The following is a 26,491-nucleotide window of genomic DNA, read 5'->3' as shown; positions in this document are numbered from 1 at the left end:
GGAGAGGAGACGTCGATGTCGAGATCGTTGAGAGCGTTCGGCCTTGCAGTGGGTGCGGTTGCGCTCGCCTGTCAGCCGTCCCTAGCGCAAACCAGGGTCACCAATGAGGGCATCTCGGCGGGCGAGATCGTCATCGGCACCCATCAGGATTTGTCGGGCCCGATCAAGGTCTGGGGCGTGCCGGTCTCCAACGGCATGAAGATGGCGGTCGAGGAGATCAATGCCGCCGGGGGCATCCAGGGCCGCAAGATCAGGATGATCCTCGAGGACAATGGCTACGATCCGAAGAAGGGCGTGCTGGCCTCGCAGAAGATGATCGAGCGCGACAAGATCTTCGTCATGATCGGCTCGATGGGATCGGCGCCGACGCTGGCCGCGCAGGACATCCTGTTCGACGCCGGCGTGCTCCAGCTGTTTCCGCTGACGGCCGCCGAATTCACCTTCAAGTTCGACCCGGCCAAGCCGCAGGAGCGGCTCAAGTTCAACAACCTGCTGCCTTACGTCGAGAGCACCCGCGCCGCGCTGAAATACATGGTGGAATGGAAAGGCTTTCAGAAGCCCTGCATCATGCATCAGGACGACGAGTACGGAAAGAACGTGCTCGACGGCTTCAACCAGCAGCTTGCCGCGATGAAGGTGCAGGCCGCCTCGATCACGAGCTACAAGCGCGGCGCGTCCGATTTCAGCGCGCAAGTGGCCAAGATGAAGTCCGACGGCTGCGATCTCGTCGTGCTCGGCACGGTCATCCGCGAGACCATCGGCGCAATGACCGAGGCCAGGAAGCTCGGTTGGGACGTCACCTTCCTCGGCGCCACGCCGACCAACGTGCTGGAGGTGCCGACGCTGGGCAAGGAGGCGGTCGAGGGCCTCTATGCGGCCTCGGGCTTCGAGATTCCCTATGAGGACACTGCCAAGGGCAAGGTCCACGACTGGCTGATCAACTACAAGAAGATGTTCGGCACCGACGCCAACACGCAGGCCATCATCGGCTACAACGCGGTGATGACCTTCGCCTTCTATGCGGACAAGGCGGGCAAGGACTTGACCGGGCAGAAGATGCTGGACTCGCTCGAGTCCGGCGAAAAGTTCCTCGACATCTTCAACTCGCCGCCGACCAAATTCTCCAAGACCGACCACCTCGCCAACACCATCACCCAAGTGCAGCAGGTCAAGGGCGGCCGCTGGGTGCTGGTGAAGGACAATCTGATGTTTTGATGCCTCTCCCCGCTTGGGGCCCGCAAGCGGGGGAGGAGCGCATCTCGCCTTGCCACATCTCGCCTGATCTCATCGCGCTTTAGGTCGTCGGCTTGGGCGGCGGCGCGGTGCCCTGGGCCCATTTCTCCAGCTTGCCGAGCACGCCCCAGGCCGTCAGCGCCAGCGAGATCGGGAGGGCGAACTGGCTCAGGCCTGGCACCGCGGACGCGATCGTCCCGAGCAGCCTGGCAAGGCCGCCGGCACTCGGGCTCGCAGTCACGGCAGAGAGCAGCGCGGTGATGAGTGCGCCGGCGATGCCGAGTGCCGTCTTCTTGCCGTCCAGCAGCTTGCCGATGGTTTCGCCGAGCGCGCCGTTGACCTGGCCGAGCACGGGCCTGTTGCCGAGCAGCGTGCTCAGCAGGTCGACCACCTGTTTGAGCTGATCAGCGGCAGCGGGATTTGCTGTCGTGGTCGTTCCGGGTGCAGTCCTGGTGACGAGCGAGAGCAGCTGTCCGAGCAGGCCGACTGCATTGTTGGCCGCCGGCATTGGGCTCGCCGCGGCCGTCGCTCCCGGCTGCAAGGCCTGCGTGAGGCTCTGCAGTTGGGTCAGGATCTGGGGCAGCTGAATGGACTGCGCTGCGGCCGCCGTTGCCGCCGATGGGGTCGCTATCGGCGTTGGCGTCGTTGCTCCCGGCTGTATCAGCTGTGCGAGATTTTCCAGTCGGCTCAGGATTTGAGACAGATCGACCGATTGGCCTCCCGACATCGGGCCTGCCAATGCGGGTGTTGCCCCTCCTGGCTGCACGACCTGTGAGATATTGTCCAGTCGCTTCAGGATCTGCGAAAGATCGATGTTGGCCGGCCGGACCGGCTGCATTCCAGCGCGCGTGATGGCGGACATCGTGGTGCCGTCGAGCAGGCCGGTATCCGCGAGGGCGTGCTGCTGCTGAAATTGCGAGACCGCGCCTTGGTCTTCGGTCCGCTGATGCCGTCTTCGTCGAGCGGCGGATTGGCGCCGAGCTTGTTGAGCGTCTGCTGCATGAGCAGGACCGACGAGGCCACGTCCTCGTCGGGCTCGGAATGGAAGGCAATGGACGGGCTGTCGTCGATCGTGATCGAGGAATCCTGCGACATCATCGCATGCAGGATAACAGCGGTGCCGAGCTGGGAATCGACATGGTTCGGATCGAAGACGTGGTCTGCGACGAACTTGCCGGCCTTTGCCTCGGTCGGTCCGTACAGGGTCGAGCCGCCGTAGAGATAGGGCGAGTTGACGCCCTTGGCGTGATAGCCGAGGCCGTTGAAGCATTCGAGCCGGTACAGGGTCCGCGCGATGCACCAGTCCTGCGTGCCGACGAAGTGCTGGATCCGCAGCGCGTCCACGGCGCCGTCGGCGAACGAGGCGAACGGGCCACGCCCTTTCGGAACGAGGCAGGTCACGCGCTTCAGCGACTCGCCGTTGCCGAGATAGGTATCGAAATCGAAATTGGATTCGCGATAATGGCAGAGCGCGACGAAGTACCAGGGCACCCCGGTCAGCCGCTCGACCTGCTGATAGGTCGCCTTGCCGTTGATGGCTTTGCGTGCCGTTGCGTTGGCTTCGCCAAGGCGTGCGGGCCGGATCTGGAGATTGGCCCAGTTTCCCTCATACCCGCTCTTCAGAGTCTCGTATGACACCATCTCCCGCTCCTGCAAATTGTTAAACTATCGGTTGGTCGTGCAAATCAGGCGTGAGCCGCATGCCGCAATCGAGGCAGGGGCTGTGGGCGTGGTTCGGTAAATGTGGCAGGCCATTGCGGCGGTGCATGTGAAGTGGCTTACACGTGCAGCGCGAAAGGTTGCGGTCAAAGGACGCAACATCAGCGACGTAAGCGAGCGCGCGTCGCCACGCGCGTTCGGGAACCGGCTTGGCGGCCGTCCGTTAGCACCGGAGACGGTCTGCTTAGGGAATCCTGCGATGGCCAAGCGCATCCTCGCGATCGGCATCGAGCCCGGCAGTGCGGACTACAGCGCATTTCCGCAGCTCACGCCGGAGCTCGTGCGCAACTATATCGAAGCGCAGCTGCTGCGCCTGCGCGGCCTCGGCTACGAGGTCACGGGTTGTCTGATCGATCTCGACGCTGCCGCGGAAGCGGCGGTAACGGCCGCGTTGCGCGACGAGCGCTTCGATTGCATTGTCATCGGTGCTGGCCTGCGCGAGCCGAAGGAACGGCTGCTGCTGTTCGAGAAGGTGCTCAACCTCGTTCACCGCCTGGCGCCGCAGGCCGCGATCTGCTTCAACACGACGCCCGCCGACACGGCGGAAGCGGTGCAGCGCTGGATCGAGCCGTAGCCGCGGGCAAGCGTACCCCTCAGAGGCCGACCACGATCGGCTGGTTGTCGCGACAGGCTCGCCGTGTCACGCAAGGCGGAGGCGAGCCGATTGGCGCGATTATTCTGGCCCGGGATCGTCCCAGACGCGATGACTGGCCGCATCAGATGGGAGGATTCGGGATGCTTCGACGTCTTGGAATTGCAGCGTGTTTCGCAGTCGCGATGGCCGTCCCGGTCCATGACGCGGTGGCGCAGGACGCTATCGGTGGCGCCATCATTGGCGGCGTAGGCGGAGCGATTTTGGGTGGTGCGCTCGGCGGTGGCCGCGGCGCCGCCATCGGTGCCGTCGTCGGCGCCGGCACGGGGGCTGCAATCGCCTCCGAAGGCGAGCGTCGCCGGTCCGGCTATTACGCCTATCAGCGCGGCTGCTACATGCAGCGCCCGGACGGCCGCTACGTTCCGGTCGATCCGAGATACTGCTACTGAACGATCAGCCGCCGGCGATCACGGGATCGACGGCGGCGGGCGGGTTGGCTGAAGAGGGGAGAGAAGGGTGACTATTATCAGACCAGCCGGCTTGCACTGATCGACAGCTGGGCGCCGCTCGCGCAAGCCCAGGGTGGTGTCCTGATCGTTGCGGTGCCGTCGCCTGATCTCGTGCTTTATTCCAGCGAAGACAGTAACACCGCGATCGACGCGCTGCGGGCGGTTGCGAAGAATATGATGGCTCGCGCGCCGAAGCCGCTGTCGGGCGCGCTGCTGCGCTGGACACCGAAGGGCTGGCAGCTCGTCCGGTAGGATGCGGTCGCCCTAGATCAAGCGCATCCCCCGCAAGCTCGTATGCCCGTTCTTGCCGACGATGATGTGATCGTGCACGGCAATGCCGAGCGGCTTGGCGATGTCGATGATCGCCTTGGTCATCTGGATGTCGGCCTGCGAGGGCGAGGGGTCGCCACTCGGGTGATTGTGGACGAGGATGATGGCGGTTGCCGACAGCTCCAGCGCGCGCTTGATCACCTCGCGCGGATAGACCGGCGTGTGGTCGACGGTGCCGGTCTGCTGCACCTCGTCGGCGATCAGCTGGTTGCGCTTGTCGAGGAAGAGCAGGCGAAACTGCTCCTTGTCGGCGAAGGCCATGCTGGTGCGGCAATAGGCGATCACCTCGTTCCAGGACGACAGCGCGTTGCGGCTGTTGACCTCGCCCTTGGCGACGCGGTGCGCGGCCGCAGCAATCAGCTTGAGCTGGTTGATGGCGGCTTCGCCGACGCCGTCGATCTCGCGCAACCGCGCCACCGGCGCATGGACGACTTCGGCGAACGAGCCGAAGACCTTGATCAGGATTTTCGCCAGCGGCTTGGTGTCGCGCCGGGGCAGCGCCGGAAACAGTGCCATCTCCAATAGCTCGTAGTCGCTGAGCGCATCCGCGCCGGCGCTGTAGAAGCGCTCGCGCAGCCGTTCGCGATGGCCGAGATAGTGCGGCGTGTCCCCGGGCTTGCTGTCGTCGGCCTTGGTTTTGTCGGGCATGGCGCACAACCATGCAGTACGGAGCGCGTTTTGCAACCATGAAGTGCCGGGACGTCCGGGGACAGTCTGCCGCGACCTACAACCGGCCGCCGTCGTCCTTTCGCCGCCAGCGGTAATCGAGGCGGCGGCAGATCAGCCGATCTGCTTCTCGCCGTGCCGCTCCGACAGCGTAAAGATCTCGACGCCGGTGGCGGTGACGCCGACCGAATGCTCGAACTGCGCCGAGAGTGAACGGTCGCGGGTGACTGCGGTCCAGCCGTCGGACAGGATCTTCACATGCGGCTTGCCCAAATTGATCATCGGCTCGATCGTGAAGAACATGCCGGGCTTGAGCTGCACGCCCTCGCCGGGCCGGCCGATATGGATGATGTTCGGCTCGTCGTGGAACATGCGCCCGAGGCCATGGCCGCAGAAATCGCGCACCACGCTCATGCCCTGCGGCTCGACGAAACTCTGGATGGCGTGGCCGATGTCGCCGGTGGTGGCGCCGGGCTTCACCGCGGCGATGCCGCGCATCATCGCTTCATAGGTCACCTCGATCAGCCGCTCCGCCTTGCGCGCGATCGGGCCGACCGCATACATCCGGCTGGAATCGCCGTACCAGCCGTCGAGGATGAAGGTGACGTCGATGTTGACGATGTCGCCTTCCTTCAGCGGACGGTCGCCGGGCATGCCGTGGCAGACCACGTGGTTGAGCGAGGTGCAGGTCGAGTAGCGGTAGCCGCGATACATCAGCGTCGCCGGGTAGGCGCCATGGCTGAAGGCGAACTCGCGGACGAATTCGTCGATGCGATCGGTCGGTACGCCGGGACCGACGATGTCGGTGAGCTCGTCGAGGCATTTCGCTACCAGGGCACCCGCCTTGCGCATGCCGGCAAAGGCGGCCGGCCCATGCAGCTTGATCTGTCCGGTCTTGCGCAGGGAGGTATCGGTGGCTTCGACGTAGCTCATGCGGGTCTGGTTCTTCTGGCTCGAGCCCGATACGGGCAGAAAGGCTTGATTTCAGGCCCAATTTAATGATTGCGGGCCTTCGCGCAAGCCAAGCCAGAGCGTTTTCGAGCGAAGTGGGTGCCGGTTCGCGTAAGGAAAACGCGTCAAAACAAGACGGATCCTGGCGGCCATGCTCCCGAAAGCAGGCTTAATTCGGGACTTCTACGGTGGTTTCGACCGGCAGCGCGCCGCCGCGGATGCGGATTTCGCGGACCGGGTAGGGAACCCGGATGCCCTCGCGCTTGAAGACGTCCCACAGCGCCAGCATCACGTCGCTCTTGACGTTATCCATGCCGTCGGGGTCCGCAAGCCAGAGCGTCAGCGAGAACTTCATGCCGGCCTCGGCGAATTCGGTCAGGATGCAGTTCGGCGGCTTGGCCTTCTGCGCGCGCGGGTGGGCGGCCGCAGTCTCGATGGCAAGCTTGCAGACGAGCCTGGGATCGGCGTCGTAATTGGTGCCGAAGGTGATCTTCACCAGCGTGTTCTTGTCGGTATAGGTCCAGTTGACGACCTTCTGCGTCACCAGATCCTCGTTCGGCACCAGGAATTCGCGGCCGTCGCCGGCGGCCACTGAAATATAGCGCGTCTTCATCGCGCTGATGCGCCCGGTGTTGTCGCCGATGGTGACGAGGTCGCCCGGCTTCACCGATTTGTCGGCGAGCAGGATGATGCCGGAGATGAAGTTGGCGACGATCTTCTGCAGGCCGATACCGATGCCGACGCCGACCGCGCCGGAGAATACCGCAAGCGCGGAGAGGTCGATGCCGACCGTGCCGAGCGCGAGCACGATTGCGATTGCGAGCAGGCCGATGCGGATGATCTTGACCAGCAGCACCTGCACCGACGGCGTCAGGTCCGTCGCCGAGTTGATCTTGCTCTCGGCGAAATTGCTGGCGATGTTGGTGAGCCAGAGCGCGAGGATCAACAGCGCGCCGGCCTTGAGTACCAGGAGCGGCGTCAGCCGCAGCCCGCCGAGCACGATCGCATAGGAGTCGAGCAGGTCGACCGTGGTGTCGAGCTGGCCGAGGATGGACAGCGCGGCGACAAACCACGCCGCAACCGACACCAGCTTGACGAAGAAGGCGTTGCGCAGCACCGACGTCAGGAGCCGGATCGCGAGCCAGGCGAGCCCCAGCTTGGCGGCGACCATCAACAGGTAGCTGCGGCTCGGCCAAGTCGCGTGATACATCACCACGCGGGAGACGATCACGAGCAGGGTGAACACCGCCGTCGAGCCGCTCGAGACCATCACGCGGGCGAAGTGGCGCAGCGGCAGCGGCCAGCGCATCGCCAGCGAGGTCATGTCGACCCGGCTGCGAATGGCGGCTTCCGCCGCATAGGCAATCCCGGCCGCCGCCAGAATGAGCCCGAACTGCAAATAGAACCATGGCGAGGCGATTTCCGCCCCGACGCTGCGCGCGGTGGTCTGCACGAACTCCATGAAGTCTTTGAGGTCCATCGGGCAAATCTCGTCGGGAGGCGGGCGGAGGATTTGATTCGAAAGCGCCGCAGAATCCCACAAAGGCTGCGGCCGGGCCATCGTTACACCGCGAAGTGAAGCGCGTTAAGGCCGCAAAATACGGGCAGATTGCCGCGAGCGGGAGAAAATGGGTTGGCGCGCCGGTGCGGCGACGATAAGGATGCATGAGCACATGTTTCTGAGATGGGCAAATCTGTCGATTGCGGCACACTTCACCTCGCCCCGCTTGCGGGGAGAGGTCGAAATTCAAGCGCTGCTTGAATTTCGGGTGAGGGGGACTCTCCGCGAGTCCCAATATCACCGGCACCGCAGAGGCTCCCCCTCACCCCACCCTCTCCCCGCAAGCGGGGCGAGGGAGTGCCCGGCCAGTGGCCCCCTGACTGAACTCGTCGATCTCCCGGAGTAACCGCAGCACCACATGGCCTCCCTCGACTCCTTCAGCATCGCCATTCTGCTCGGCGCCGTCCTGGTGATGGCCGGTATCCTGTCGAGCCTGCTCGCGCTGCGCTTCGGCGCGCCGCTGCTGCTGGTCTTCCTCGCGATCGGCATGCTGGCGGGCGATTCTGGCCCCGGCCAGCTCCAGTTCAACGACGTCGGCACGACCTATCTGGTCGGCTCGGTGGCGCTGGCGCTGATCCTGTTCGACGGCGGCCTGAAGACGCGTTTCGCCAGCATCCGCACCGTGCTCGCACCCTCGGTGGTGCTCGCGACCGTCGGCGTGTTGCTGACCGCGCTGATCACGGCGCCATTCGCGAAATACGCGCTCGACCTGAACTGGGCGGAATCGTTGCTGGTCGGCGCGGTGGTGGCATCGACCGACGCGGCCGCGGTGTTCCTGCTGGTGCACACCCAGGGCCTGCGCCTGCGCCCGCGCGTCGGCGCGACGCTTGAAGCCGAATCCGGCACCAATGATCCCTTCGCCATCTTCCTCACCTTGATGCTGGTCGAATACATCTCGCTGGGCTCGAGTTCGCCCGGCCATGTGGTGATGGAATTCCTGCAGGAGGCGGTGCTGGGTGCCGTCGTCGGCTTCCTCGGCGGACGTCTCGTCGTCATCGGGCTCAACAAGGTCGCGCTGCCGCAGGGCCTGCACGCGCCGTTCGTGACCACGGCGGCGCTCGTGATCTTCGGCGGCTCGCAGATCATGCATGCCTCGGGCTTCCTCGCCGTCTATCTCGCCGGCATCATCATCGGCAACCGGCCGACGCGTGCGCATAATTCGGTGGTGGCGTTTCTCGATGCCGCGACCTGGCTGGCGCAAATCGTGATGTTCGTGCTGCTCGGCCTGCTGGTGTCGCCGAGCCGGCTGGGCTCCAGCGTGCTGCCGGCGATCGGCGTCTCGTTCGTCCTGATGCTGGTGGCGCGGCCGATCGCGGTGTTCGTGTGTCTGGCGCCGTTCCGCTTCAACTGGCGCGAAAAGATCTTCATTGCCTGGACCGGCTTGCGCGGCGCGGTCGCGATCTTCCTGGCCTCGATCCCGATGCTGGTCGGCCTGTCAAAGGCGTATCTCTATTTCGACGTCGCCTTCGTCGTCGTGATCATTTCGCTGCTGCTGCAGGGCTGGACGCTGGCACCTGCCGCGCGAAAACTCCATGTGGCGCTGCCGCGCGCCGAGCGTGGCCCGCGCCGCGTCGAACTGGATCTGCCCGGCCAGCTCGAGCAGCAGCTGGTCGGCTATCCGGTGCGGCCGAAGAGCCTGTATTTCCGCCGCGGCCTGATCCCGTCCTGGTCCAAGCCGACCCTGGTGATCCGCAAAGAGAGCATTTTGACGCCGACGGAGGCCGAGCCGATTGCGCCCGGCGATTACATCTATCTGCTGGCACCGCCGGAAAAGGCCGAGGCGCTCGACCGTTTCTTTGTCGACATGCAGCCGAGCTCGGAGCCCGATCCGCATCTGCTCGGCGACTTCATGGTCTCCGGCGAGCACACGCTCGCCGAACTCGCCGAGATCTACGGCGTCAAGGCGAGCGACGACGAGAGCAAGCTGACGCTGGCCGACTATTTCGACGTCCATCTCGATCGCGCGCCGAAGGAAGGCGCCGAGTTGGCACTGGGTGAGATCGTCCTCGTCGCGCGCAGCATCTCCGGCGGCCGCGTCAATGTCGTCGGCCTCCGCCTGCCCGAAGAAGACGAGACGCCGGCGCCGCTGACGCGCAGCCAGGCGCTTCGGCGCAAGCTCGCGGAGCTGTGGACCTCGGTCGCAGGGGTTTAGTCCCCGCGATCGTCCCCGGAACGAAACACCGGGCGCCGGACAACCGCCACCAAATCGCCGCAACCGCCGACGATTTGCGCGGCTTCGTGACCCCTGGTTCCGGAACGCTCTGCTGCGTTGTCGGTTCTTAGCCCCGTAACGGTCAACGCATCTGACAGGAGCAACCCATGCGCAAACTCATCTTGCCCGCCATCGTCGCGATCGGTTTGGGAGCGGCGGCGCCGGCGATGGCCTATGACACGGGCGATCAGATCTCGATGCAGGCCGCGCTCGACGTCGCGACCGACATCGGCGTCATGACGATCTCGCATACCCAGTTCGCCGGCGACGAATGGCAGATCGAGGGCCGCGATATCCGTGGCCGCTGGATGGAGGTCGACGTGGATGCCCGAACCGGCGACGTGCGCAACGTCGATCGCGGTTGGTAAGTGACGAGCGCGGCGGTGCGTCCTCGACCACGATCCGCCGCGTCTCACGTCAGCACTTTTACCCCGCCGAACGACGTCACCCGTCCCTGCCTGAGCATCACGATCTGGGTCGCGAGCTGGCGCAGTTCGGCGACGTCGTGGCTGACATAGACCATGGGAACATTGGCCTCGTCCCGCAGCCGCACCAGATAGGGCAGGATCTCGAGCTTGCGGGCTTCGTCGAGCGCGCCGAGCGGCTCGTCGAGCAGCAGCAGGCGCGGCTTTGACAGCAGCGCGCGGCCGAGCGCGACGCGCTGGCGTTCGCCGCCGGAGAGCTTTCCGGGACGGCGATCAAGGAGAGCGCCGATGTCGAGCAGATCAACGACGCGCGTGCGCTGCGCCGGATCGGGCGCGAGGCGGTTCATCCGCCGCCCATAGTCGAGATTTTGCGCGACGTTGAGATGCGGAAACAGTCGCGCGTCCTGGAACACATAGCCGATGCGACGGCGCCAGGTCGGCACATGAATGCCGGCGGCGGTGTCGTCGACGGTCTCGCCGTCGATGACGATGGTGCCGCGATCGGGCCGCAGCAGGCCGGCGATCATATTGATCAGCGAGCTCTTGCCGGCGCCGGATGCGCCGAACAGGCCGGTGACGCGGCCTTCGCTCGCGAAAGATGCATGCAGCGAAAACTCACCGAGCTGCTTTTCGACATCGAGGCGCAGCATGGTCAGTTTCCGTGCAGGCGCTGCGTGGCGCGGCGGGCGAACCATTCGGCCGCGATCAACGCACCAAGCGCAATCACGACCGAGATGATGACGAGGCGGCCGGCGGCGGCGTCGCCGTCCGGCGTCTGGATCAGCGAATAGATCGCGGACGAAATCGTCTGGGTCTCGCCGGGAATGTTGGAGACGAAGGTGATGGTGGCGCCGAACTCGCCGATCGCCTTGGCAAAGCCGAGCACCATGCCGGCGAGCACGCCGGGCAGTGCCAGCGGCAACGTCACCGTGAAGAACACCTTGACCGGCGCGGCGCCAAGCGTCTCGGCGGCCTGCTCGAGCCGGCGGTCGATCGCCTCGATCGACAGCCGCATCGGGCGCACCAGCAGCGGAAACGACATCACGCCGCAGGCGAGCGCTGCACCGGTCCAGCGGAAGGCGAAGACGATGCCGAGATGATCGGCGAGAAAGGCGCCGACCAGGCCGCGGCGGCCGAAGGTCAGAAGCAGGAGATACCCGGTGACGACAGGTGGCAGTACCAGGGGCAGATGCACAAGCGCGTCGAGCAGCGACTTGCCCCAAAATCCCTGCGGGCGAGCAGCCACGCCAGCGCAATGCCGAACGGCGTTGCCACCAGTGTCGCGATGACGGCGACCCTGAGCGAGAGCAGGATCGCCGTCCATTCGGCGGGAGAGATGTCGAGCATCAAGTCGTAGATATCACGTGGTCGGAGAGATCAGGAACCTGAAGCCGTATTTTTCCAGAATGGTCTTGGCGGCCGAGGTACGCAGGAAGGCGAGATAGTCGTTGGTCCCGGGCTTCGCGGTCGTGGTCGCCGCCACCGGATAGATGATCGCCGGATGCGAATCCGCCGGGAAGGTGCCGACGATCTTGACGCCGGGCTCGACCTTGGCGTCGGTGGAATAGACGATGCCGAGCGCAGCTTCACCACGCGCCACCAGCGTCAGCGCGGCTCGCACGCTCTCGGCCATCGCGAATTTCGGCTCCGCCGCCTGCCAGGCGCCGAGTTTCTCCAGCGCGGCCTTGGCGTATTTGCCTGCCGGCACCGAATTGACATCGCCGGTCGCGATCCTGCCGTCGCCGGCGAGCTTTGCGAGGTCGAAGCCTGGCGCGATGGTGACGTTGGTGATCGCTGAATCCTTCGGCGCGATCAGCACGATGCTGTTGCCGAGCAGGTTGACGCGGGTCGCCTCGTTGATGGTCTTCTTGGCTGTCGCGTAGTCCATCCAGTCGGTGTCGGCGGAAACGAATACGTCGGCGGGCGCGCCCTGCTCGATCTGCTTGGCGAGCACCGAACTTGCGGCATAGCTGACGCTGAACTTGACGCCGGTCTTGGCGGTATAGGCGGCATCGACCTCGTCGAGCGCATTCTTCATCGACGCCGCGGCGAAGACCGTGATGGTCTTGTCCTCGGCGGCGGCCGGCGCGAGGCTCGCGCCCGCGAGCATGACGAAGGCGGTGAAAAGTCCGGCAATGCGATTCATGGATGGCGCTCCGTGCGAGATCGCGCACGCAAATGCACGCGCAAATCGGGCGTTGGTTGGGTTAGATCGCGACGGGCGGAAGCGCTGTTCCACGGGACCTTGCGACGGCTTACGGCCGGCAGGGATATCGCGGCTCTCGAAGATAGCAGGCCGGCGCCTCAGGTCAAAGGCGACCGTTTCTCGATCCAAACGGCCTATTGCCCCGGCAGGATCGAAATCGAGAGCGAATTGTCCTTGGCGCCGCTGATTTGCAGCACGAACGGCTTGTCCGAGAGCTCATATTTCATGGTCTTGCGGATGCCGTCGCAATCGGTGGCGCCGCTGAAGGCAACAGGCTTGAGGAAATGCCCGTCCTGGATCAAATCGACCCAGGCCCCGCCGGACAGGCTGATCGTATAGAGCCCGGCCTTCACCGCCTTGATGCCGGTGAAGCCGGCGAAGGTGCCGTCCTTCGGCGCTCGCTCCGGCGGCGACGGCAGTTTTGCCTCCTGTGGCGCGACCAGACCCAGCGTGATCGCCGACGAGGGGACCACGGCCTGTTCTCTGCCCGATGCGAGCCTGGCGCGGTCCGGCGCCGTCAGCGCTGCGCGGTCGCGCTCGATCGGCCATTTGAACTTGTCGCAGCCGCTGGGTTCTTCCGCGGCGAAGGCGGAGGTCGCACTGATCGAGAGCACGGCAAGAAGTGCAAGGAGGCGCATGTCGAATCTCATCGTTGGCCACGCGAGGGCCGCGGGCTTGCAGTCAGGCTTCTTCGGTGAAAGGGATGCGCATCCCGGAATGCCGCGGGCTTACGGCCGGGCGGCATGGCGATCCTAATGCATTCCGTGGGATACGGGCCAGCCGGCTGACGAACTTGTTACCGCTTCGCATCCGGTGCGCGCAGCACGGCTTTGCAGGCCGCCGGCATTTGGGCCAGCGTCATCGGCGGCTTCGGCTTCGGCGGCTCCGCCGGCGATTTCGGGTGCCGCACGCCTTCGCTGAACCAATAGGCCAAATCGGCGGGCTTGCAGCCTTCGTCTTCGGATTGCGACGGCTGGCCCTGACATTCGCTCGCGCCCGCCGGGCAGCGCATGCGGATGTGGAAGTGATAATCGTGGCCCCACCACGGCCGGATCTTCGATAGCCAGGAGCGGTCGCCCTTGGCCTCGCGGCACAGCGCCTTCTTGATCGCGGGATTGACGAAGATGCGCTGCACCGCCGGCTCCTGCGCGGCGTCGCGCAGCACCAGCACATGGCCCGGCGTGAACACCTTCGGGTCGACGTCGAGACGATCCTCGCGCACCATCATCACCGCCGACATCTCCTCGCGCTCCTCGCGCGAGAGCCGGTGATCCGGCATCGGCGTCAGCCAGATGTCGGCATCGAGGCCGATCTGATGGCTGGCATGGCCCGATAGCGCCGGCCCGCCGCGCGGCTGGCCGATGTCGCCGACCAAAATGCCCGGCCAGCCCGCGTCCCGGTGCGCCTCGGCAGCCAGGCGCTTGATCAGCGCGATCATGTCGGGATGGCCGTAATTGCGGTTACGCGACAGTCGCATCACCTGCCAATAGTCGCCATTGAGGGGCATCTGCTCGGCGCCGCCGATGCAGCCCTTCACATAGGAGCCGATGACATGCGCCGGCCCGGTCGAGGGCAGCAGCTTGCGCGCGAACAGCTCCTTGGCGCCGATCTTGGGATCGTTGGGGTTGGCGAGCGGCGGCAACGGTTTTGGGTTCACGCTGCCCCTGTCCTGGGCCAGCGCCGAGCCGGCGGCCAGGAGTGTCATGATAAGCAGGAGAGAGGGGATGGGGCGGGGACTCATGCTGGCACTGTTATAGCCGATCGCAACGCCGATGCCCCACGCGATCTTTGTCCATCACGGTTTTGCCATCCACGGCACGACCGCGATGTGCCGCCGCTGACGCGATCATCCCAAAGTCGCATGTCGATCGGCGGCTTCTTAACGGCGCGATAACTCTATCCTGCATTGACCAAAATTCATGCGCGGAACGAGAGGCGCTTGGTTCCTGCATGCAAGCGGCCTGCAGTCCGCAACTGATTCATGGAGATTGCCGCCTTTTTGCATCTCCTCTCCCGCCGATCGCGACGCGGGAGCAGGCTCGACGCGCCCGCGGACGCCTGTCGCGCCTCGCAAACAGGCAAACCGGCCCGGCGCCCGGTCGCGCTGCCGTGACACCGTCGGCCAAGATTACCTTCTTTTCATAGACTTGCCCCAAGACTTGCGTCCGCTGAGTGCGGGCAGGGCGTGTGAAGTTGAGTTTGGGCTCCAAGAAAACAGGAAAGCGAACGCGCAACGTGCTTGCCCGGGGCGGCCGACAGCCGCGCAAGCCGCGATTTGCGCGCGTGCCTCATCCGCTCGCCGAACGCGACCAGCTCGTGCAGAGCCGTGCGGAAGCCGAAGCGGCCATCACCGAGGCGCGCAAATCGCATGAGCGGCTGCGGCAGGCTGTCGACATGCTGCCGCAGGGCATCGTGATCCTCGATCCCGAGGGCCGCTACGTGCTCTGGAACAAGCAATATTCCGAGATCTACAGCAAGACCGCCGATCTGTTTGCCGAAGGCGCGCGGCTCGAAGACACGCTCCGCGTCGGGGTTGCCCGCGGCGACTATCCGGAAGCGGCCGGTCACGAGGACGAATGGATCGCCGAACGGCTGAAGAAGCTCTACGAGCCCGGCAAGCGCCACGAGCAGACGCTGTCCGACGGCCGCGTCATCCTGATCGAGGAGCGCCGCACCGATGACGGCGGCGTGGTCGGCCTGCGCGTCGACATCACCGAATTGAAGCAGCGCGAAGCCTCGTTCCGCCTGCTGTTCGACGGCAACCCCGTCCCCATGATCGTCTGTGCGCTGGATGACGAGCGCATCCTCGGCGTCAACGACGCCGCGATCGCGCATTACGGCTATAGCCGCGTCGAATTCGAGAAGCTGAAGATCCGCTCCCTGCAGGCTTTCGATCGCGAGCCGCCCTGGGCCACCGACCGGTCCAGCGAAGAGCAGGCCGCGCGCACCTGGAAGCACGTCAAGGCCGACGGCGCACTGATCGATCTCGCGATCTATTCGCGCGAATTGACCTATGACGAGCGGCCGGCGGTGCTGCTCGCGCTGATGGACATCACCGAACGCAAGCGCGCCGAGGCACGGCTTGCCTTCATGGCCCAGCACGACGGGCTGACCGGCCTTCCCAACCGCAATCGCTTGCGCCAGACCATGGACGAGATGCTGCAGCATTCGCGGCGCAGCCCCGAGAAGGTCGCGGTGCTGATCCTCGGACTCGACAGTTTCAGGGCGGTCAACGACACGCTGGGCCATGCGGTCGGCGACAAGCTGTTGCGCGGCATCGCCAAGCGGCTGCGCTCGACCTTGCGCGAGGAGGACGCGCTGGCGCGGCTGAATTCCGACGAATTCGCGATCGTGCAGAGCGGATTGGCCCGACCGGAAGATGCGGTGGGGCTGGCGAAACGCTTGCTGGAGGCCATCGCCGATCCCTATCTGCTCGACGGCCATTCCGTGGTGATCGGCGCCTCGATCGGCATCGCAATGGCGCCCGGGGACGGCGACGAGTCCGAAAAGCTGCTCAAGAGCGCCGACATGGCGCTGTCGCGCGCCAAGTCCGATGCGCGCGGCACCTTCGCCTTCTTCGAGGCCGCGCTCGACGCGAAAGCGCAGGGCCGCCGCAAGATCGAGGTCGAGCTGCGCGACGCGATCCAGAACGACGTGCTGCGTCCCTATTATCAGCCGCTGGTCGATCTCTCGAGCGGCCGCATCACCGGTTTCGAGGCGCTGGTGCGCTGGCCGCATGCCGAGCGCGGCATGGTCTCGCCGGCCGAGTTCATTCCCGTTGCCGAGGAAACCGGTCTCATCAATCCGCTCGGCGGCCTGATGCTGCGCCGCGCCTGCCTGGACGCCGCGACCTGGCCGGACGACGTCCGCATCGCCGTCAACCTGTCACCGCTCCAGTTCCGCAGCGGCAATCTGCTCTCGATGGTCACGGACGCGCTGAAACATTCCGGCCTGCCGCCGCGGCGGCTGGAGCTGGAGATCACCGAGACGCTGCTGCTGGAGAAGAGCGCCCAGGTGCTGGCGACGCTGCATGCGCTACGCGCACTCGGCGTCCGCATCTCGATGGACGATTTCGGCACCGGCTATTCCAGCCTCAGTTACCTACGCAGCTTCCCGTTCGACAAGATCAAGATCGACCAGTCCTTCGTCCGCGATCTCGGCGCCAATCGCGAGGCCCAGGCGATCATCCGCTCCATCGTCAGCCTCGGCAAAGGCCTCGGCGTCATCATCACCGCCGAGGGCGTCGAGACCGAGGCCGAGCTGAGCTGCCTGCGGGCCGAAGGCTGCGACGAAGGCCAGGGCTATCTGTTCAGCAAGGCCCGGCCGAACGCCGAGATCATCAGCCTGCTCGCCGCACAGCGCGGGATTGATGGGGACGAAGACGCCGCGCTGGTGGCCTAAGCCTGCGAGATAGAGCCCGGCTGCCAGCCGCGAGGAAGGTGCGCTCCCTCTCCTGCTTGCAGGCGGGGCAATCGCTTATGGCATTTTGCATGACCTGACTGCGCGCCTCGTCCTTTGAGACGACCGCTTCGCGGTCTCCTCAGGATGAGGCTAAGTGGCATCGGTCCTCGTCAAAACTACGCCCCCATGCTCGGTCCTCATCCTGAGGGCCCGCCAATGGCGGGCATCTCGAAGGATGGCCACAGCGAATCGCTCCCACATGCGATTGCGCTGCGCGTGCGGGGAGAGATGCACCGGGTTCGCGCCTCAACCCTACGCCGCCCGCAGTCCCGCCAGGAAAACATCCACGCTCTTCATCAGCGCGGTCGCGTGCTGGCCAAGCTCGCCCGAGGCAATCATGACGTTGCCGGCGAGCGCACGCGACTGGTCGGCGGCCTGGCTTGCGCCGGCGACGTTGGCCGAGACTTCGGTGGTGCCGGTGGACGCCTGCTGCACGCTGCGGGCGATCTCGCGCGTCGCCGAGCCCTGCTCTTCGACCGCAGCGGCGATCGTCGTGGCGATGCCGCTGATCTCGCGGATGGTGTTGCTGATGTCGGAGATCGAGCTGACGCAATTGCCGGTGGCCGCCTGGATCGCGGAGACCTGGCTCGCGATCTCGTCGGTCGCCTTGGCGGTCTGGCTTGCCAGCTCCTTGACTTCGGACGCCACCACGGCAAAGCCGCGGCCGGCTTCACCCGCGCGCGCCGCCTCGATGGTGGCATTCAGCGCCAGCAGATTGGTCTGACTCGCGATCTCGCTGATCAGGCGCAGCACGTCGCCGATGCGCTCGGCGGAAGCTGCAAGGCTCGCGACCATCTCGGTCGTCTCGGTGGCCTTGACCACCGCGTTGCTCGCAACCTGGCTGGAATGGGTGACCTGGCGGCCGATCTCGGTGACGGAGGAGGCGAGCTCCTCGGTCGCCGCCGCGACCGCATTGACGCTGGTCGAGGCTTCTTCCGACGCGGTCGCTGCGGCAGAAGCGCGTTGCGAGGTGCCGTTGACACTGGAGGTGATTTCGCCGGCGACATGCTGCATGCCTTCGGTTGCCTGGGCGACGGCGGACACCACGCCCTTGACATCGGCCTCGAAGCGATCGGCCATCCGCCGCTGCAGCGCCTGCTTCTCGATTTCCGCCTTGGTCTTGTCGGCCTCCTGCGCCTCGCGCAGGGAGCCCGCTTCGAGCATGCTCTGGCGGAACATTTCGACCGCCTTCGCCATGGTGCCGAGCTCGTCCGCCCGCTCGCTGCCGGGAATGGTGACGCCGGTGTCGCCGCTCGAGAGCCGGTTCATCACCGCGGTGATCGCGGTCAGCGGCCGCGACAATCCCCGTCCGAGCAGGAACGCCAGCAGAATCGCCGCGGCGAGGATCGCGACCGTGCCGAGGATCAGATTGCGTTCGGAGGCGGCGAAGGCGGCCTCGTATTCGGTCGTGTCCTTGATGATTTCGAGCACGCCGACCGGCTGTCCCGCGTAGTTCTTGATCGGCCCGGCATAGACTTCGGCCGGGTGGCCGTCGAGCTCGGCCTCGCGCAGCAGCGGCGCGCCGTTGATCACGGCTCTCAGCTCGTCGGGCCTGGCGACGGCGTTCTCGCCGAAGGTCGAGGACAGCTTGTTCAGCGACGAACCGTCGACGGAATAGACCGCGAGATCGATGCCAAAACGCTTCTTGGCGCGGTCGACGAATTCCTTGCCGAAGGCGGCGCCGACGTCGACATTGGCGAGGGTCTTGCCGTCGCGCACGATCGGCGTCATGCCGAAGATGCCGAGCGCCTCGCGGCCGGGCTCGACGCCGACGATCTGCCGGCCGTTCTTGAGCGCCTCGACCACGGTGGCACGGCGCCCGGAGACGTCGTCGCCGAAGGTCTTGGGCGCGTGAACGCGATAGAACGAGATCGCCGGTGGCAGCTGGAAGGTGATCAGCGGGATGCCCTGCGCCTTCAGCGCCTTGTTGGCGTCGCCGAGCAGGGCGCCGAGTGCGTCGCGGTCACCCCTGGCGACGGCGTCGCCGACCGGCGGCAGCGCCGCGATCACGGCGGAAACGGCGAGGGCCGAACGTCCCTCATAGTCGATCGCCGCGACCACGCTCTCATATTGCAGCTTGAGCTGCTGATCGAGCGCCAGCCGTGTCAGCGCCCGCTGCTGGCTGATCGAGAAACCGGACAGGATGGCGCAGGCCACTGCAACGGTGAGCGCGATGGTGAGAATCAGGCGGGCCGCAATCGACTTGAGCGTGAACATCGAAAATTCCCGGGCATTCCAAAACATTGATCGAACGGTCCCAGAAATTGCTTAACAACAGGGCGGCATCGGCTCCGCGTTTCAATGGATTCGCTACCATCCTTTTGCATGACTCAATGCGGCAAGCGCATGGAGAGACCGATCGTTCGCCGCAAGCAGGGACAAAGCGCCGCAGCTTCGCGTGGCGGCGGCTAACGTACTTCGGCAAGGATCATCTTGCCGACGTCCTCGTAATGGGTGTCGCGGGCCTGGATCTGCTGGGTGATCGCGTGCATGTCGCGAAACCGTCGTTCGAACGGATTGCTGCGGAACACGGCCGTGGCGCCGGCCATCTGATAGGCGGTGTCGACCACCTTGGCTGATTGCTGGATGGTCCAGGTCGCGGCGAGGCGAACGGCGCTGCGATGCGCCGGGCTGAACGTGCCGGTCGCGGAGAGATCGCGCCACATCGCATTCGCCGTTGCATAGAGATAGGCGCGCGCAGCGCGCAAATCCGCCTCGGTGCGGCCGATCAGGCCCTGGACCGACTGGTTGTCGCGCATGGCGCTTGCCGCGAGCGACTGATGCTTGGCGCGCGCCAGCGCAATGGCCGCATCCAGCGTTGCGCGCGCGACGCCGAGCGAGACCGCGGCGAAGCCGAGGCTGAACGTCGATCCGGTCGGGAGCCGGTAGAGCGGGCCCGGCTCGCGCAAGGCTTCGGGCACGTCGCGGAACACGGCAAAGCGATCGGGGATGAAGAGGTCGTGCACCTCGTAGGAATCGGTGCCGGTGCCGGCGAGCCCGATCGCCTGCCAGACGTCGTGCATCACGGCGCTTGCGAGCGGGAACAGGATGGTGCGCATCTCCGGCGAGCCGTCGGCGTTCTTGCGCGGCGTGCCGTCGGCATTGACGATGCGGACATGCGCGCCAAGCCAGCTCGCCTGCCGCGAACCCGAGGCAAAATCCCAGCGCGCGGTGACGCGGTAGCCGCCCTCGACCGCGCGTGCTTCATGCGCCACCGCGCCCCAGGCGAGGATGCCGGCGGGCGCCGTGTTGAAGATCTCGTGCGCGGTGTCGTGGTCGAGGCTGGCTGCGATCATGGCACAGACGCTGCATTGGCCGAGGCACCAGGCGGTGGACGCATCGGCCTTCGCGATCTCTTCCAGCATCTGCATGAAGATGTCGGGCGGCGCTTCCGATCCGCCGAGACTCTGCGGCAGCAGCGCGCGATAGAGCCCGTTTTCGATCAGCGCATTGACGACATCAGGCGTCAGCCGCCGCGTCCGCTCGATCTGGCCGGCCTCCTCGGCAATCAGCGGCACGATGGCCCGCGCCCGCGCGACCAGGCCAAACCCCGGAGTTGCATTCATGTCAGCGTTTCCTCGCCCATTCTGTCGTGAGCGGTAAGTAACGCGATGGTGGTCTATTTGCTGGGAGCGATCAAGGTAGGGAGTCGGCGACGCATTGTTCCGCTCGTGTCGGTGATCACCTTGCTGCGCAATCGCGATAAATGCTACATCTCGTAGCACATCGGTCCAAGAGGCACGTCATGAACAAGCCTGCCCGTCGCGTCGCGGCTGCACTCCGCGGCACGGCGCCGCCCGAGCTGAGGCTCGAACACGCGCCGATGAGCGAGATCATCGATGCCCTCGCCGGCGGGCAGGTCAGCGCGACCGCGCTGGCAAAGGCCTATCTCGCGCGGATCGCGGCCTACGATCGTGCCGGGCCGGCGCTGAACGCGGTCCGCGCGCTCAATCCGGACGCGCTCACGATCGCCGGCAAGCTCGAGGGCATCAGGCCGTCGGCCAGGCGGCCGCTGGCCGGCGTGCCGATCCTGCTGAAGGACAACATCGCAACCTCCGACAAGCAGCCGACCACGGCAGGCTCGCTGGCGCTGGAAGGCGCGCGCGCCAGGCGCGACGCCACGATCGTCAAATTGCTGCGGAAGGCCGGCGCGGTGATCTTGGGCAAGGCGAATTTGACCGAGTTCGCCAACATCCTCGCGATCGAGATGCCCGCGGGCTATTCCTCGCTGGGTGGTCAGGTGAAGAACTCCTATGCGCCGGCGCTGATGGGCGATCACGGCATCCCGCTGGTGTCTCCGGGTGGCTCGAGCGCTGGATCGGCTGTCGCCGTAGCGGCCGGCCTGTGCGCGGCCTCGATCGGCACCGAGACGTCGGGCTCGCTGCTGTATCCCGCCAGCCAGAACGGGCTCGTCACGGTGAAGCCGACCGTCGGCTTGATCAGCCGCGCCGGCATTGTGCCGATCGCGCACAGCCAGGACACCGCAGGGCCGATGACGCGCTCGGTGCGCGACGCAGCATTGCTGCTGAATGTGCTGGCCGCCCAGGATCCGCTCGATCCCGCGACAGAGTGGCAGCGTCGGCCCGTCGATTACACTGCGGGCCTCTCGCGCGACGCGATGAAGGGCGCGCGCATCGGCGTGCCGAGCGACCCCTCCGATCCGCTCAACGATCGCTATTACGGCAAGCTGCAACCCGCATGGGCCAAGGTCATGATGGACGCGATCAAGCTGCTCGAGGATCTCGGCGCCGTCATCGTGCGCGCCAACATCCCGACGCGTGGCTGGCTCGGCGGGCCCGGCACCGGCATGGCCGTGCTCAACCGCAACCCGCTGAGCGAGAACAAGGGCAATCCGACGGGCTCGCCGATCGTGTTCCTCTATGTGCTGAAGCACGGTCTCAATCTCTATCTCAGGGATTGGGCGACCAATACCGGCATCAAGACCATGGCCGACATCATCGCCTTCAACGCGGCGCACGCGCAGACCGCCTTGCGCTTCGGCCAGGACCTGTTTCTCACCGCCGATCTCACCAAGGGCGATCTGAGCGAGCGCGAGTACAAATCCGCGCGCGCCATGGACCTGCTCGCCGCCAGGACGCGCGGCATGGATGCCTACATGAACCAGCACAAGCTCGACGCGGTGCTGTTTCCGGGCGGCAGCGGCTGCGTGATCTCGGCCAAGGCAGGCTATCCCAGCGTCATGGTGCCCGCGGGTTTCGTCTCCGGCGCCGGCGACAAGGAGACGCCGGACTATCCGCTCGGCATCAGCTTCGCGGGCCGTGCCTGGAGCGAGCACAAGCTTTTGCGCCTCGCCTACGCCTATGAGCAGGCCTCGAACATGCGCAAGCCGCCGCCCGGGCTGCCGGCGCTCTGAACCTCGGCGGCGCGGCGCACGACCAACGCACATGCCAATTGTCAGAATTCTCCTGATCCTTCTCGCATTTGTCTGGCCGGCGCTCGCGCAGGACGGCATCCACGAGCTCGCGGCCGCGCGCGATGCCGCGAAGGCCTTCAAGGTCTACATCGACGGTGTCGCGAAGAAGGGTGGGCGGCCCGATCTGACCCGGCCGGACGTCGCCGCCCTGCTCGGCCGCGTCTACGATCTCGACGCGCTCGGGGCGCTGCCGCCCCCCGGAGGCGAGCGACATGAACTGGCTGCCGGACTGGACCGACGCCGCCAACCAGAGCCACAAGCTCTTCATCTTGTTCGGCGCAAAGCCGGGGCCGCAGCCTGATTTTGCTGCGCTTGGGCGCAATATGACCGAGTATGGCGATCAGTACGCGGTGGCGATCAGCTTCATGATCCGCGGCATGGCGCGCGAGGCGGTTGCGATGCCGATGTTCTTGCAAGAGCTCCCGCCGGAGCAGCGTACCCGCATCCGCGAGGAGGATTTGCGGGCTTCCGCAGGAACAGCGCCATCTACATCCTGTCCACGGTCTGCGCGGCGATCCAGGGCGCCAGCAAGCCCGCCAACGCCCGCCTGGTCGCAGCCGCGCTGCGCGACACGCGCGAGGTCTGGGCGAGCTTTCTGCTGCCGCAGGATCGGGCCCGCGTGATCGCGGAGCTCGCCGACCTTCCGAAATGGGCGCCCGACGAGATGGCGCGCGCCGACCTCGCCACCTTCACGGCGGCGCTTCAGGCGGTGAATTGATCTCGCATCAGAGCTGCGCGTCCGCCTTCACCTCCGCGCTGCTCTGTCCCAGCCGCGGCTCCGTCCCCGCGAGCAGCCGTTGAATGTTGGCGCGATGGCGGATGATCACGTAGAGGCCGCCTGCGATCACCAGCAGCCGATACGGCAGCGGGTGTTCGAAACCGCAGACGAGGATGATGGCCGTTGCTGCCGCGAGCATCGAGCTCAGCGAAACGATCCGGGTGATCGCCAGCACGATGCCAAACACTGCGGCCGCCCCCAGTCCCACCGGCCATGACATCGCCAGCAGGACGCCAAGCCCGGTCGCAGCCGATTTGCCGCCCGAAAAGTTCAGCCAGATCGAGCGGCCATGGCCCAGCAGCGCGCCAATTCCGGCGAGGCACGCCGCCCAGGGCACCCAGACCTGCAGATCGGACGTCGTTGGCGGCATCGGAGATAGTTCGGCATAAAGCCAGGGACAAAACCAGCGCGCAACGAAGATGGCCGCTACGCCCTTCAGCACGTCGGCGATCAGCACCACCAGCGCAGGCCATTTGCCGAGAGTCCGCAACACATTGGTGGCGCCGGTGGATCTGGAGCCGTGCTCGCGAATGTCGATGCCTCGAAGCAGCTTCCCCGCCAGATACCCCGAAGGGATCGCGCCGAGCAGATAGGCGATCACAAATCCAGCCGCGCCTGCAATCCAGAAAGCCATCGTTTTGCTTCCAACGGGTTTGTGTCCAGTGTCTCGCAAGCGCTGTTTTATCGCCGGCTTTGCGTGACCGCCATGGTCCAGTCGCTTGGAACGACCTTCCCGTTGTCGTAGAAGGCGCCTCCCGGGGCTCGGGTGCGCGTCCTTCGCGCCGAATGACACGAGCATCAGGCGTCCTCTCCAACGTCATTTTTTTGTCTTGACCTCCCGGCCATGTCGGCATGAGCCGATCTCGACCGTCCTTGGGTGGACACGTCCCGGCTTGCTTGACATGGACCTTGCACACCGTGATGTCGTCACCTCGAGCCGTCAAAATCGAACTGGAGCAATGCCCCATGAGGATCACCGTCGAAACCAGCGTCGCCGCCCCCATCGATCAGGTCTGGCGCGCCTATACGACGCCTGGCGACATCGTGAAGTGGAACGCCGCGTCGGACGATTGGCATACGGCCAAAGCGACCGTCGACCTGCGCGAAGGCGGCGTGTTCTCCTCCCGGATGGAGGCCAAGGACGGCAGCATGGGCTTCGACTTCGCCGGCACCTACACCAAGATCATCGAGCACAAGCGGATCGAATATGCGTTCGGCGATCGCAAGGCCGAAGTCGAGTTCGTACCGGGGGCGAAGGGCATCGTCGTCCGCGTCACCTTCGATGGCGAAGACACGCACTCGGTCGAGCAGCAGCAAGGCGGCTGGCAGGCGATCCTCGACAGCTTTGCACGATACGTCGAGGCGAAGCGGTCGTGAGGGAGTGTGGGGCCGACGGGCGGCGTCGGCTCTCCGCGGAGCACCCGACGGAAGCTGAACAGGAAGGGTCGGCTTCGGATCAAAATAGGCGCGACAGCGCCTTGGTCCGCTATCGGGGTCAACACCGGAAATCCGTCCAACCTCAGATCGTCTCATTGCGGAAATCTGCTGGCCGCAGGCGTTCCTCAAATCATTCGAGGTAATCGCTTCTCGCGGGCGCCGGATCGGTCATAGGATTTGCCCTGCCAGGATGAAGTGGAAGGCCTGTCCGCGCAATGCCACCGATTTGACCAATCGTGACGCCGCACGCGTTGGAACGGCGTGACCCGATTCCTAGCTAAGAAGGTGGGGTTCTCGATTGGAGAAAAAGCAATGCGTTCTATTTTGGCGTTGAGCCTTTTGATCACCCTGGCGGCCTCCGCGAACGCGGCTACGGTGCACCACACGCACCGGCCGCACTTTGTCGTTCGTCCCGATCGGGGGATGGTGGCCTCAGACCCCGCTTCGGGTTTTGCCTACGCACCATCCGGGCCGCCGATCCAATACCGGCCCGCACCCGGCCATGGCTACAATGAACCGTATTACGGTGCTTCGCAGGGTTACGCCCCTGGCGAAAAGGAGGAGTTTCTCGATAGTGTGAGACAGGGTGGCTAGATCGCCCCAAACATATCGGATGCCGCGAAGCGTTCGGAAGTGAGGTGTATCAGACCGGTGCTTTCCGGCCGATCAGGCCGAATACGATCATGGCAAGGCTGAGGCCGCCGACCTCACCGGAGACCGCTCCGACGGTGCGCATCAAGGCGACAGGATCGTTGGACCACAGCGTCATGTCGCGCATCGACAGGAAGAACAGCACGGCCAGCACCAGCAGCACCGTACCCACGGCGATCAATCGCCAGTTTCGCTTCCGCATGCGAGATGCTCCCCGTATCGCTCTTGGATGGACGAGGCCGTTTTCTCTGCAGGAGATAGTGTCGTCGAGGCCGGATCGGGTTCGATGAGAGCGGCAGGTCGAGATCGAGCTCGGCGTTGTTCGTGGTTCCGATAAGCGAAATCCATCGCCGTCATCCCCGCGCAACGGCGAAGCCGTTGTCGCTTGAGATGGCCGCTTCTTCAGCGGCCCTCGAAGGGCGACGGCCCGGCTGCATCTCGGCCGCGCATCCTTCGAGGCTCGACCCTCGATGCATGCGCATCGCACCTCAGGATGACGTGATGACGAGCTTCGACGTTCTCGTTTACGATGCGGTTGAATCACTGTTCGGAGACGCCAAGATGCAAACCATTGGCCTGATCGGGGCATGAGCTGGGAGAGCACTGCGCTCTATTACAAGCTCATCAACGAGCGTGTCCGCGATCGGCTCGGCAAGCTGCATTCGGCGCCGCTGTTGCTGTACTCCTACGACTTCCAGGAGATCAAGGAGATGCAATATTCCGGCCGCTGGGCCGAGGCAGCGGCGAGCCTTGCGGACGTGGCCGTGCGGCTCGAAAGCGCGGGCGCCGGTGCGATCGTGCTGTGCACGAACACGATGCACAAGCTTGCGCCCGATATCGTCCCGAAGCTCACCATTCCTTTCATTCACATCGGCGACGCAACGGCGCACCGCATCCGGGCCAAGAGATATCGGCGGGTCGGGCTGCTCGGCACGAAGTTCACGATGGAGGAGGACTTTTACATCGACCGACTGCGGGCGCATGATCTTGATGTCCTGATTCCCTCAGCCGACGAGCGGGCTGACGTGAACCGCATCATCTACGATGAGTTGTGTCTCGGGACCGTCGCCGATGTCTCGCGGCGCCGCTATCAGGACGCGATGGCCGCGCTCGTCAAGCGCGGAGCGGAGTGCATCATTCTCGGCTGCACCGAGATCACGATGCTGGTCGGCGCTGCCGACACATCGGTCGAGACGTTTGACACCACGGCCATTCACGCGGAGACAGCGGCGGATTTCGCGATCGGGTGAGGGCAATCTTGGCGGAGGTTAAGCGCGCGCTTCTGAAACCTAGAGTTCGGCCATCTCTGCTTCCGTGCCAGAAGCG

The 26,491-nt window shown here is 65.3% G+C and carries 21 protein-coding genes and 3 pseudogenes; 11 read left to right on the top strand and 13 right to left on the bottom strand.

The window, feature by feature from the left end; genetic code table 11:
• The first annotated feature begins 15 nt into the window (after positions 1-15).
• A complete protein-coding gene (locus ACTGJ9_RS02940) occupies positions 16-1,215 on the top strand; it encodes an ABC transporter substrate-binding protein (RefSeq protein ID WP_456675852.1) in 1,200 nt (399 codons plus the stop codon).
• Positions 1,216-1,294: 79 nt separating this feature from the next.
• On the opposite strand, the pseudogene ACTGJ9_RS02935 reads toward ACTGJ9_RS02940, so the two are convergent.
• Positions 1,295-2,874: pseudogene (locus tag ACTGJ9_RS02935) on the bottom strand (peptidoglycan-binding protein).
• Positions 2,875-3,151: 277 nt separating this feature from the next.
• Here ACTGJ9_RS02935 and ACTGJ9_RS02930 point away from each other — a divergent pair.
• The 3 genes from ACTGJ9_RS02930 to ACTGJ9_RS02920 all read left to right on the top strand — a co-directional run bounded on the left by ACTGJ9_RS02930 (position 3,152) and on the right by ACTGJ9_RS02920 (position 4,305).
• Positions 3,152-3,526 carry a hypothetical protein gene (locus ACTGJ9_RS02930; RefSeq protein ID WP_456675851.1) on the top strand — a complete coding sequence of 125 codons (375 nt, stop codon included), beginning with the start codon at positions 3,152-3,154 and terminating at the stop codon, positions 3,524-3,526.
• 161 nt (positions 3,527-3,687) lie between these two features.
• Positions 3,688-3,993: a hypothetical protein gene (locus ACTGJ9_RS02925; protein ID WP_456675850.1), complete on the top strand. Its 306-nt coding sequence runs from the start codon at positions 3,688-3,690 to the stop codon at positions 3,991-3,993.
• Positions 3,994-4,146: 153 nt separating this feature from the next.
• Positions 4,147-4,305 carry a hypothetical protein gene (locus tag ACTGJ9_RS02920; protein WP_456675849.1) on the top strand — a complete coding sequence of 53 codons (159 nt, stop codon included), beginning with the start codon at positions 4,147-4,149 and terminating at the stop codon, positions 4,303-4,305.
• Between the two features lie 12 nt (positions 4,306-4,317).
• On the opposite strand, the gene radC is transcribed toward ACTGJ9_RS02920, so the two are convergent.
• From radC to ACTGJ9_RS02905, 3 genes are all read right to left on the bottom strand, one after another.
• Complete coding sequence (gene radC, locus ACTGJ9_RS02915) at positions 4,318-5,031, bottom strand: RadC family protein (RefSeq protein WP_456675848.1); 714 nt, start codon at positions 5,029-5,031, stop codon at positions 4,318-4,320.
• A gap of 132 nt (positions 5,032-5,163) precedes the next feature.
• The gene (gene map, locus ACTGJ9_RS02910; RefSeq protein ID WP_456675847.1) at positions 5,164-5,982 is read right to left on the bottom strand and encodes a type I methionyl aminopeptidase; all 819 of its coding nucleotides are present in this window, start codon (positions 5,980-5,982) and stop codon (positions 5,164-5,166) included.
• 187 nt (positions 5,983-6,169) lie between these two features.
• Positions 6,170-7,480 (bottom strand): mechanosensitive ion channel family protein, encoded by a 1,311-nt coding sequence (locus ACTGJ9_RS02905; RefSeq protein ID WP_456675846.1) that lies wholly within the window; start codon positions 7,478-7,480, stop codon positions 6,170-6,172.
• 439 nt (positions 7,481-7,919) lie between these two features.
• Here ACTGJ9_RS02905 and ACTGJ9_RS02900 point away from each other — a divergent pair, with 439 nt between their 5' ends.
• A complete protein-coding gene (locus ACTGJ9_RS02900) occupies positions 7,920-9,713 on the top strand; it encodes a potassium/proton antiporter (RefSeq protein ID WP_456675845.1) in 1,794 nt (597 codons plus the stop codon).
• 167 nt (positions 9,714-9,880) lie between these two features.
• Positions 9,881-10,141 (top strand): PepSY domain-containing protein, encoded by a 261-nt coding sequence (locus tag ACTGJ9_RS02895; protein WP_456675844.1) that lies wholly within the window; start codon positions 9,881-9,883, stop codon positions 10,139-10,141.
• 44 nt (positions 10,142-10,185) lie between these two features.
• Here ACTGJ9_RS02895 and modC read toward each other — a convergent pair whose 3' ends face one another.
• The 5 genes and pseudogenes from modC to mepA form a co-directional block, all read right to left on the bottom strand.
• Positions 10,186-10,848 (bottom strand): molybdenum ABC transporter ATP-binding protein, encoded by a 663-nt coding sequence (gene modC / locus ACTGJ9_RS02890; RefSeq protein ID WP_456675843.1) that lies wholly within the window; start codon positions 10,846-10,848, stop codon positions 10,186-10,188.
• Positions 10,849-10,850: 2 nt separating this feature from the next.
• A pseudogene (gene modB / locus ACTGJ9_RS02885) lies at positions 10,851-11,545 on the bottom strand (molybdate ABC transporter permease subunit).
• A 13-nt stretch (positions 11,546-11,558) separates the two neighbouring features.
• Positions 11,559-12,344 (bottom strand): molybdate ABC transporter substrate-binding protein, encoded by a 786-nt coding sequence (gene modA, locus ACTGJ9_RS02880; protein ID WP_456675842.1) that lies wholly within the window; start codon positions 12,342-12,344, stop codon positions 11,559-11,561.
• A 194-nt stretch (positions 12,345-12,538) separates the two neighbouring features.
• Positions 12,539-13,042 (bottom strand): hypothetical protein, encoded by a 504-nt coding sequence (locus tag ACTGJ9_RS02875; protein WP_456675841.1) that lies wholly within the window; start codon positions 13,040-13,042, stop codon positions 12,539-12,541.
• A gap of 158 nt (positions 13,043-13,200) precedes the next feature.
• A complete protein-coding gene (gene mepA, locus ACTGJ9_RS02870; RefSeq protein WP_456675840.1) occupies positions 13,201-14,145 on the bottom strand; it encodes a penicillin-insensitive murein endopeptidase in 945 nt (314 codons plus the stop codon).
• Between the two features lie 494 nt (positions 14,146-14,639).
• Here mepA and ACTGJ9_RS02865 point away from each other — a divergent pair, with 494 nt between their 5' ends.
• Positions 14,640-16,805, top strand: coding sequence for a putative bifunctional diguanylate cyclase/phosphodiesterase (locus ACTGJ9_RS02865; RefSeq protein ID WP_456675839.1), 2,166 nt, complete (start codon positions 14,640-14,642; stop codon positions 16,803-16,805).
• 312 nt (positions 16,806-17,117) lie between these two features.
• On the opposite strand, the gene ACTGJ9_RS02860 is transcribed toward ACTGJ9_RS02865, so the two are convergent.
• Together ACTGJ9_RS02860 and ACTGJ9_RS02855 are read right to left on the bottom strand one after the other, a co-directional pair.
• Entirely contained in the window at positions 17,118-19,082 is a 1,965-nt protein-coding gene (locus ACTGJ9_RS02860; RefSeq protein WP_456675838.1) for a methyl-accepting chemotaxis protein, read from the bottom strand.
• Between the two features lie 191 nt (positions 19,083-19,273).
• On the bottom strand, positions 19,274-20,431 hold the full coding sequence (locus ACTGJ9_RS02855) for an acyl-CoA dehydrogenase family protein (RefSeq protein WP_456675837.1): 1,158 nt from the start codon (positions 20,429-20,431) through the stop codon (positions 19,274-19,276).
• Between the two features lie 179 nt (positions 20,432-20,610).
• Here ACTGJ9_RS02855 and ACTGJ9_RS02850 point away from each other — a divergent pair, with 179 nt between their 5' ends.
• Both ACTGJ9_RS02850 and ACTGJ9_RS02845 read left to right on the top strand, forming a co-directional pair.
• Entirely contained in the window at positions 20,611-22,239 is a 1,629-nt protein-coding gene (locus ACTGJ9_RS02850; RefSeq protein ID WP_456675836.1) for an amidase family protein, read from the top strand.
• A 31-nt stretch (positions 22,240-22,270) separates the two neighbouring features.
• Positions 22,271-22,600 (top strand): hypothetical protein, encoded by a 330-nt coding sequence (locus ACTGJ9_RS02845; protein WP_456675835.1) that lies wholly within the window; start codon positions 22,271-22,273, stop codon positions 22,598-22,600.
• A gap of 424 nt (positions 22,601-23,024) precedes the next feature.
• Here the strand turns inward: ACTGJ9_RS02845 and plsY are convergent, their stop codons facing one another.
• Positions 23,025-23,711, bottom strand: a complete 687-nt coding sequence (gene plsY / locus ACTGJ9_RS02840) for a glycerol-3-phosphate 1-O-acyltransferase PlsY (protein WP_456675834.1) — start codon at positions 23,709-23,711, stop codon at positions 23,025-23,027.
• Between the two features lie 332 nt (positions 23,712-24,043).
• Between plsY and ACTGJ9_RS02835 the strand changes: the two genes are divergently transcribed.
• Entirely contained in the window at positions 24,044-24,454 is a 411-nt protein-coding gene (locus ACTGJ9_RS02835; RefSeq protein ID WP_456675833.1) for an SRPBCC family protein, read from the top strand.
• A gap of 703 nt (positions 24,455-25,157) precedes the next feature.
• Here the strand turns inward: ACTGJ9_RS02835 and ACTGJ9_RS02830 are convergent.
• On the bottom strand, positions 25,158-25,367 hold the full coding sequence (locus ACTGJ9_RS02830) for a hypothetical protein (protein WP_456675832.1): 210 nt from the start codon (positions 25,365-25,367) through the stop codon (positions 25,158-25,160).
• A gap of 359 nt (positions 25,368-25,726) precedes the next feature.
• On the opposite strand from ACTGJ9_RS02830, the pseudogene ACTGJ9_RS02825 reads away from it, so the two are divergent.
• A pseudogene (locus tag ACTGJ9_RS02825) lies at positions 25,727-26,415 on the top strand (aspartate/glutamate racemase family protein).
• Positions 26,416-26,491: the final 76 nt, after the last annotated feature.

This window comes from Bradyrhizobium sp. RDM12 (genome assembly GCF_051917485.1).
Classification (GTDB): Bacteria; Pseudomonadota; Alphaproteobacteria; order Rhizobiales; family Xanthobacteraceae; genus Bradyrhizobium.
Note: the sequence above shows the minus strand (reverse complement) of the source record. Positions and strands in the feature narration are given on the sequence as shown.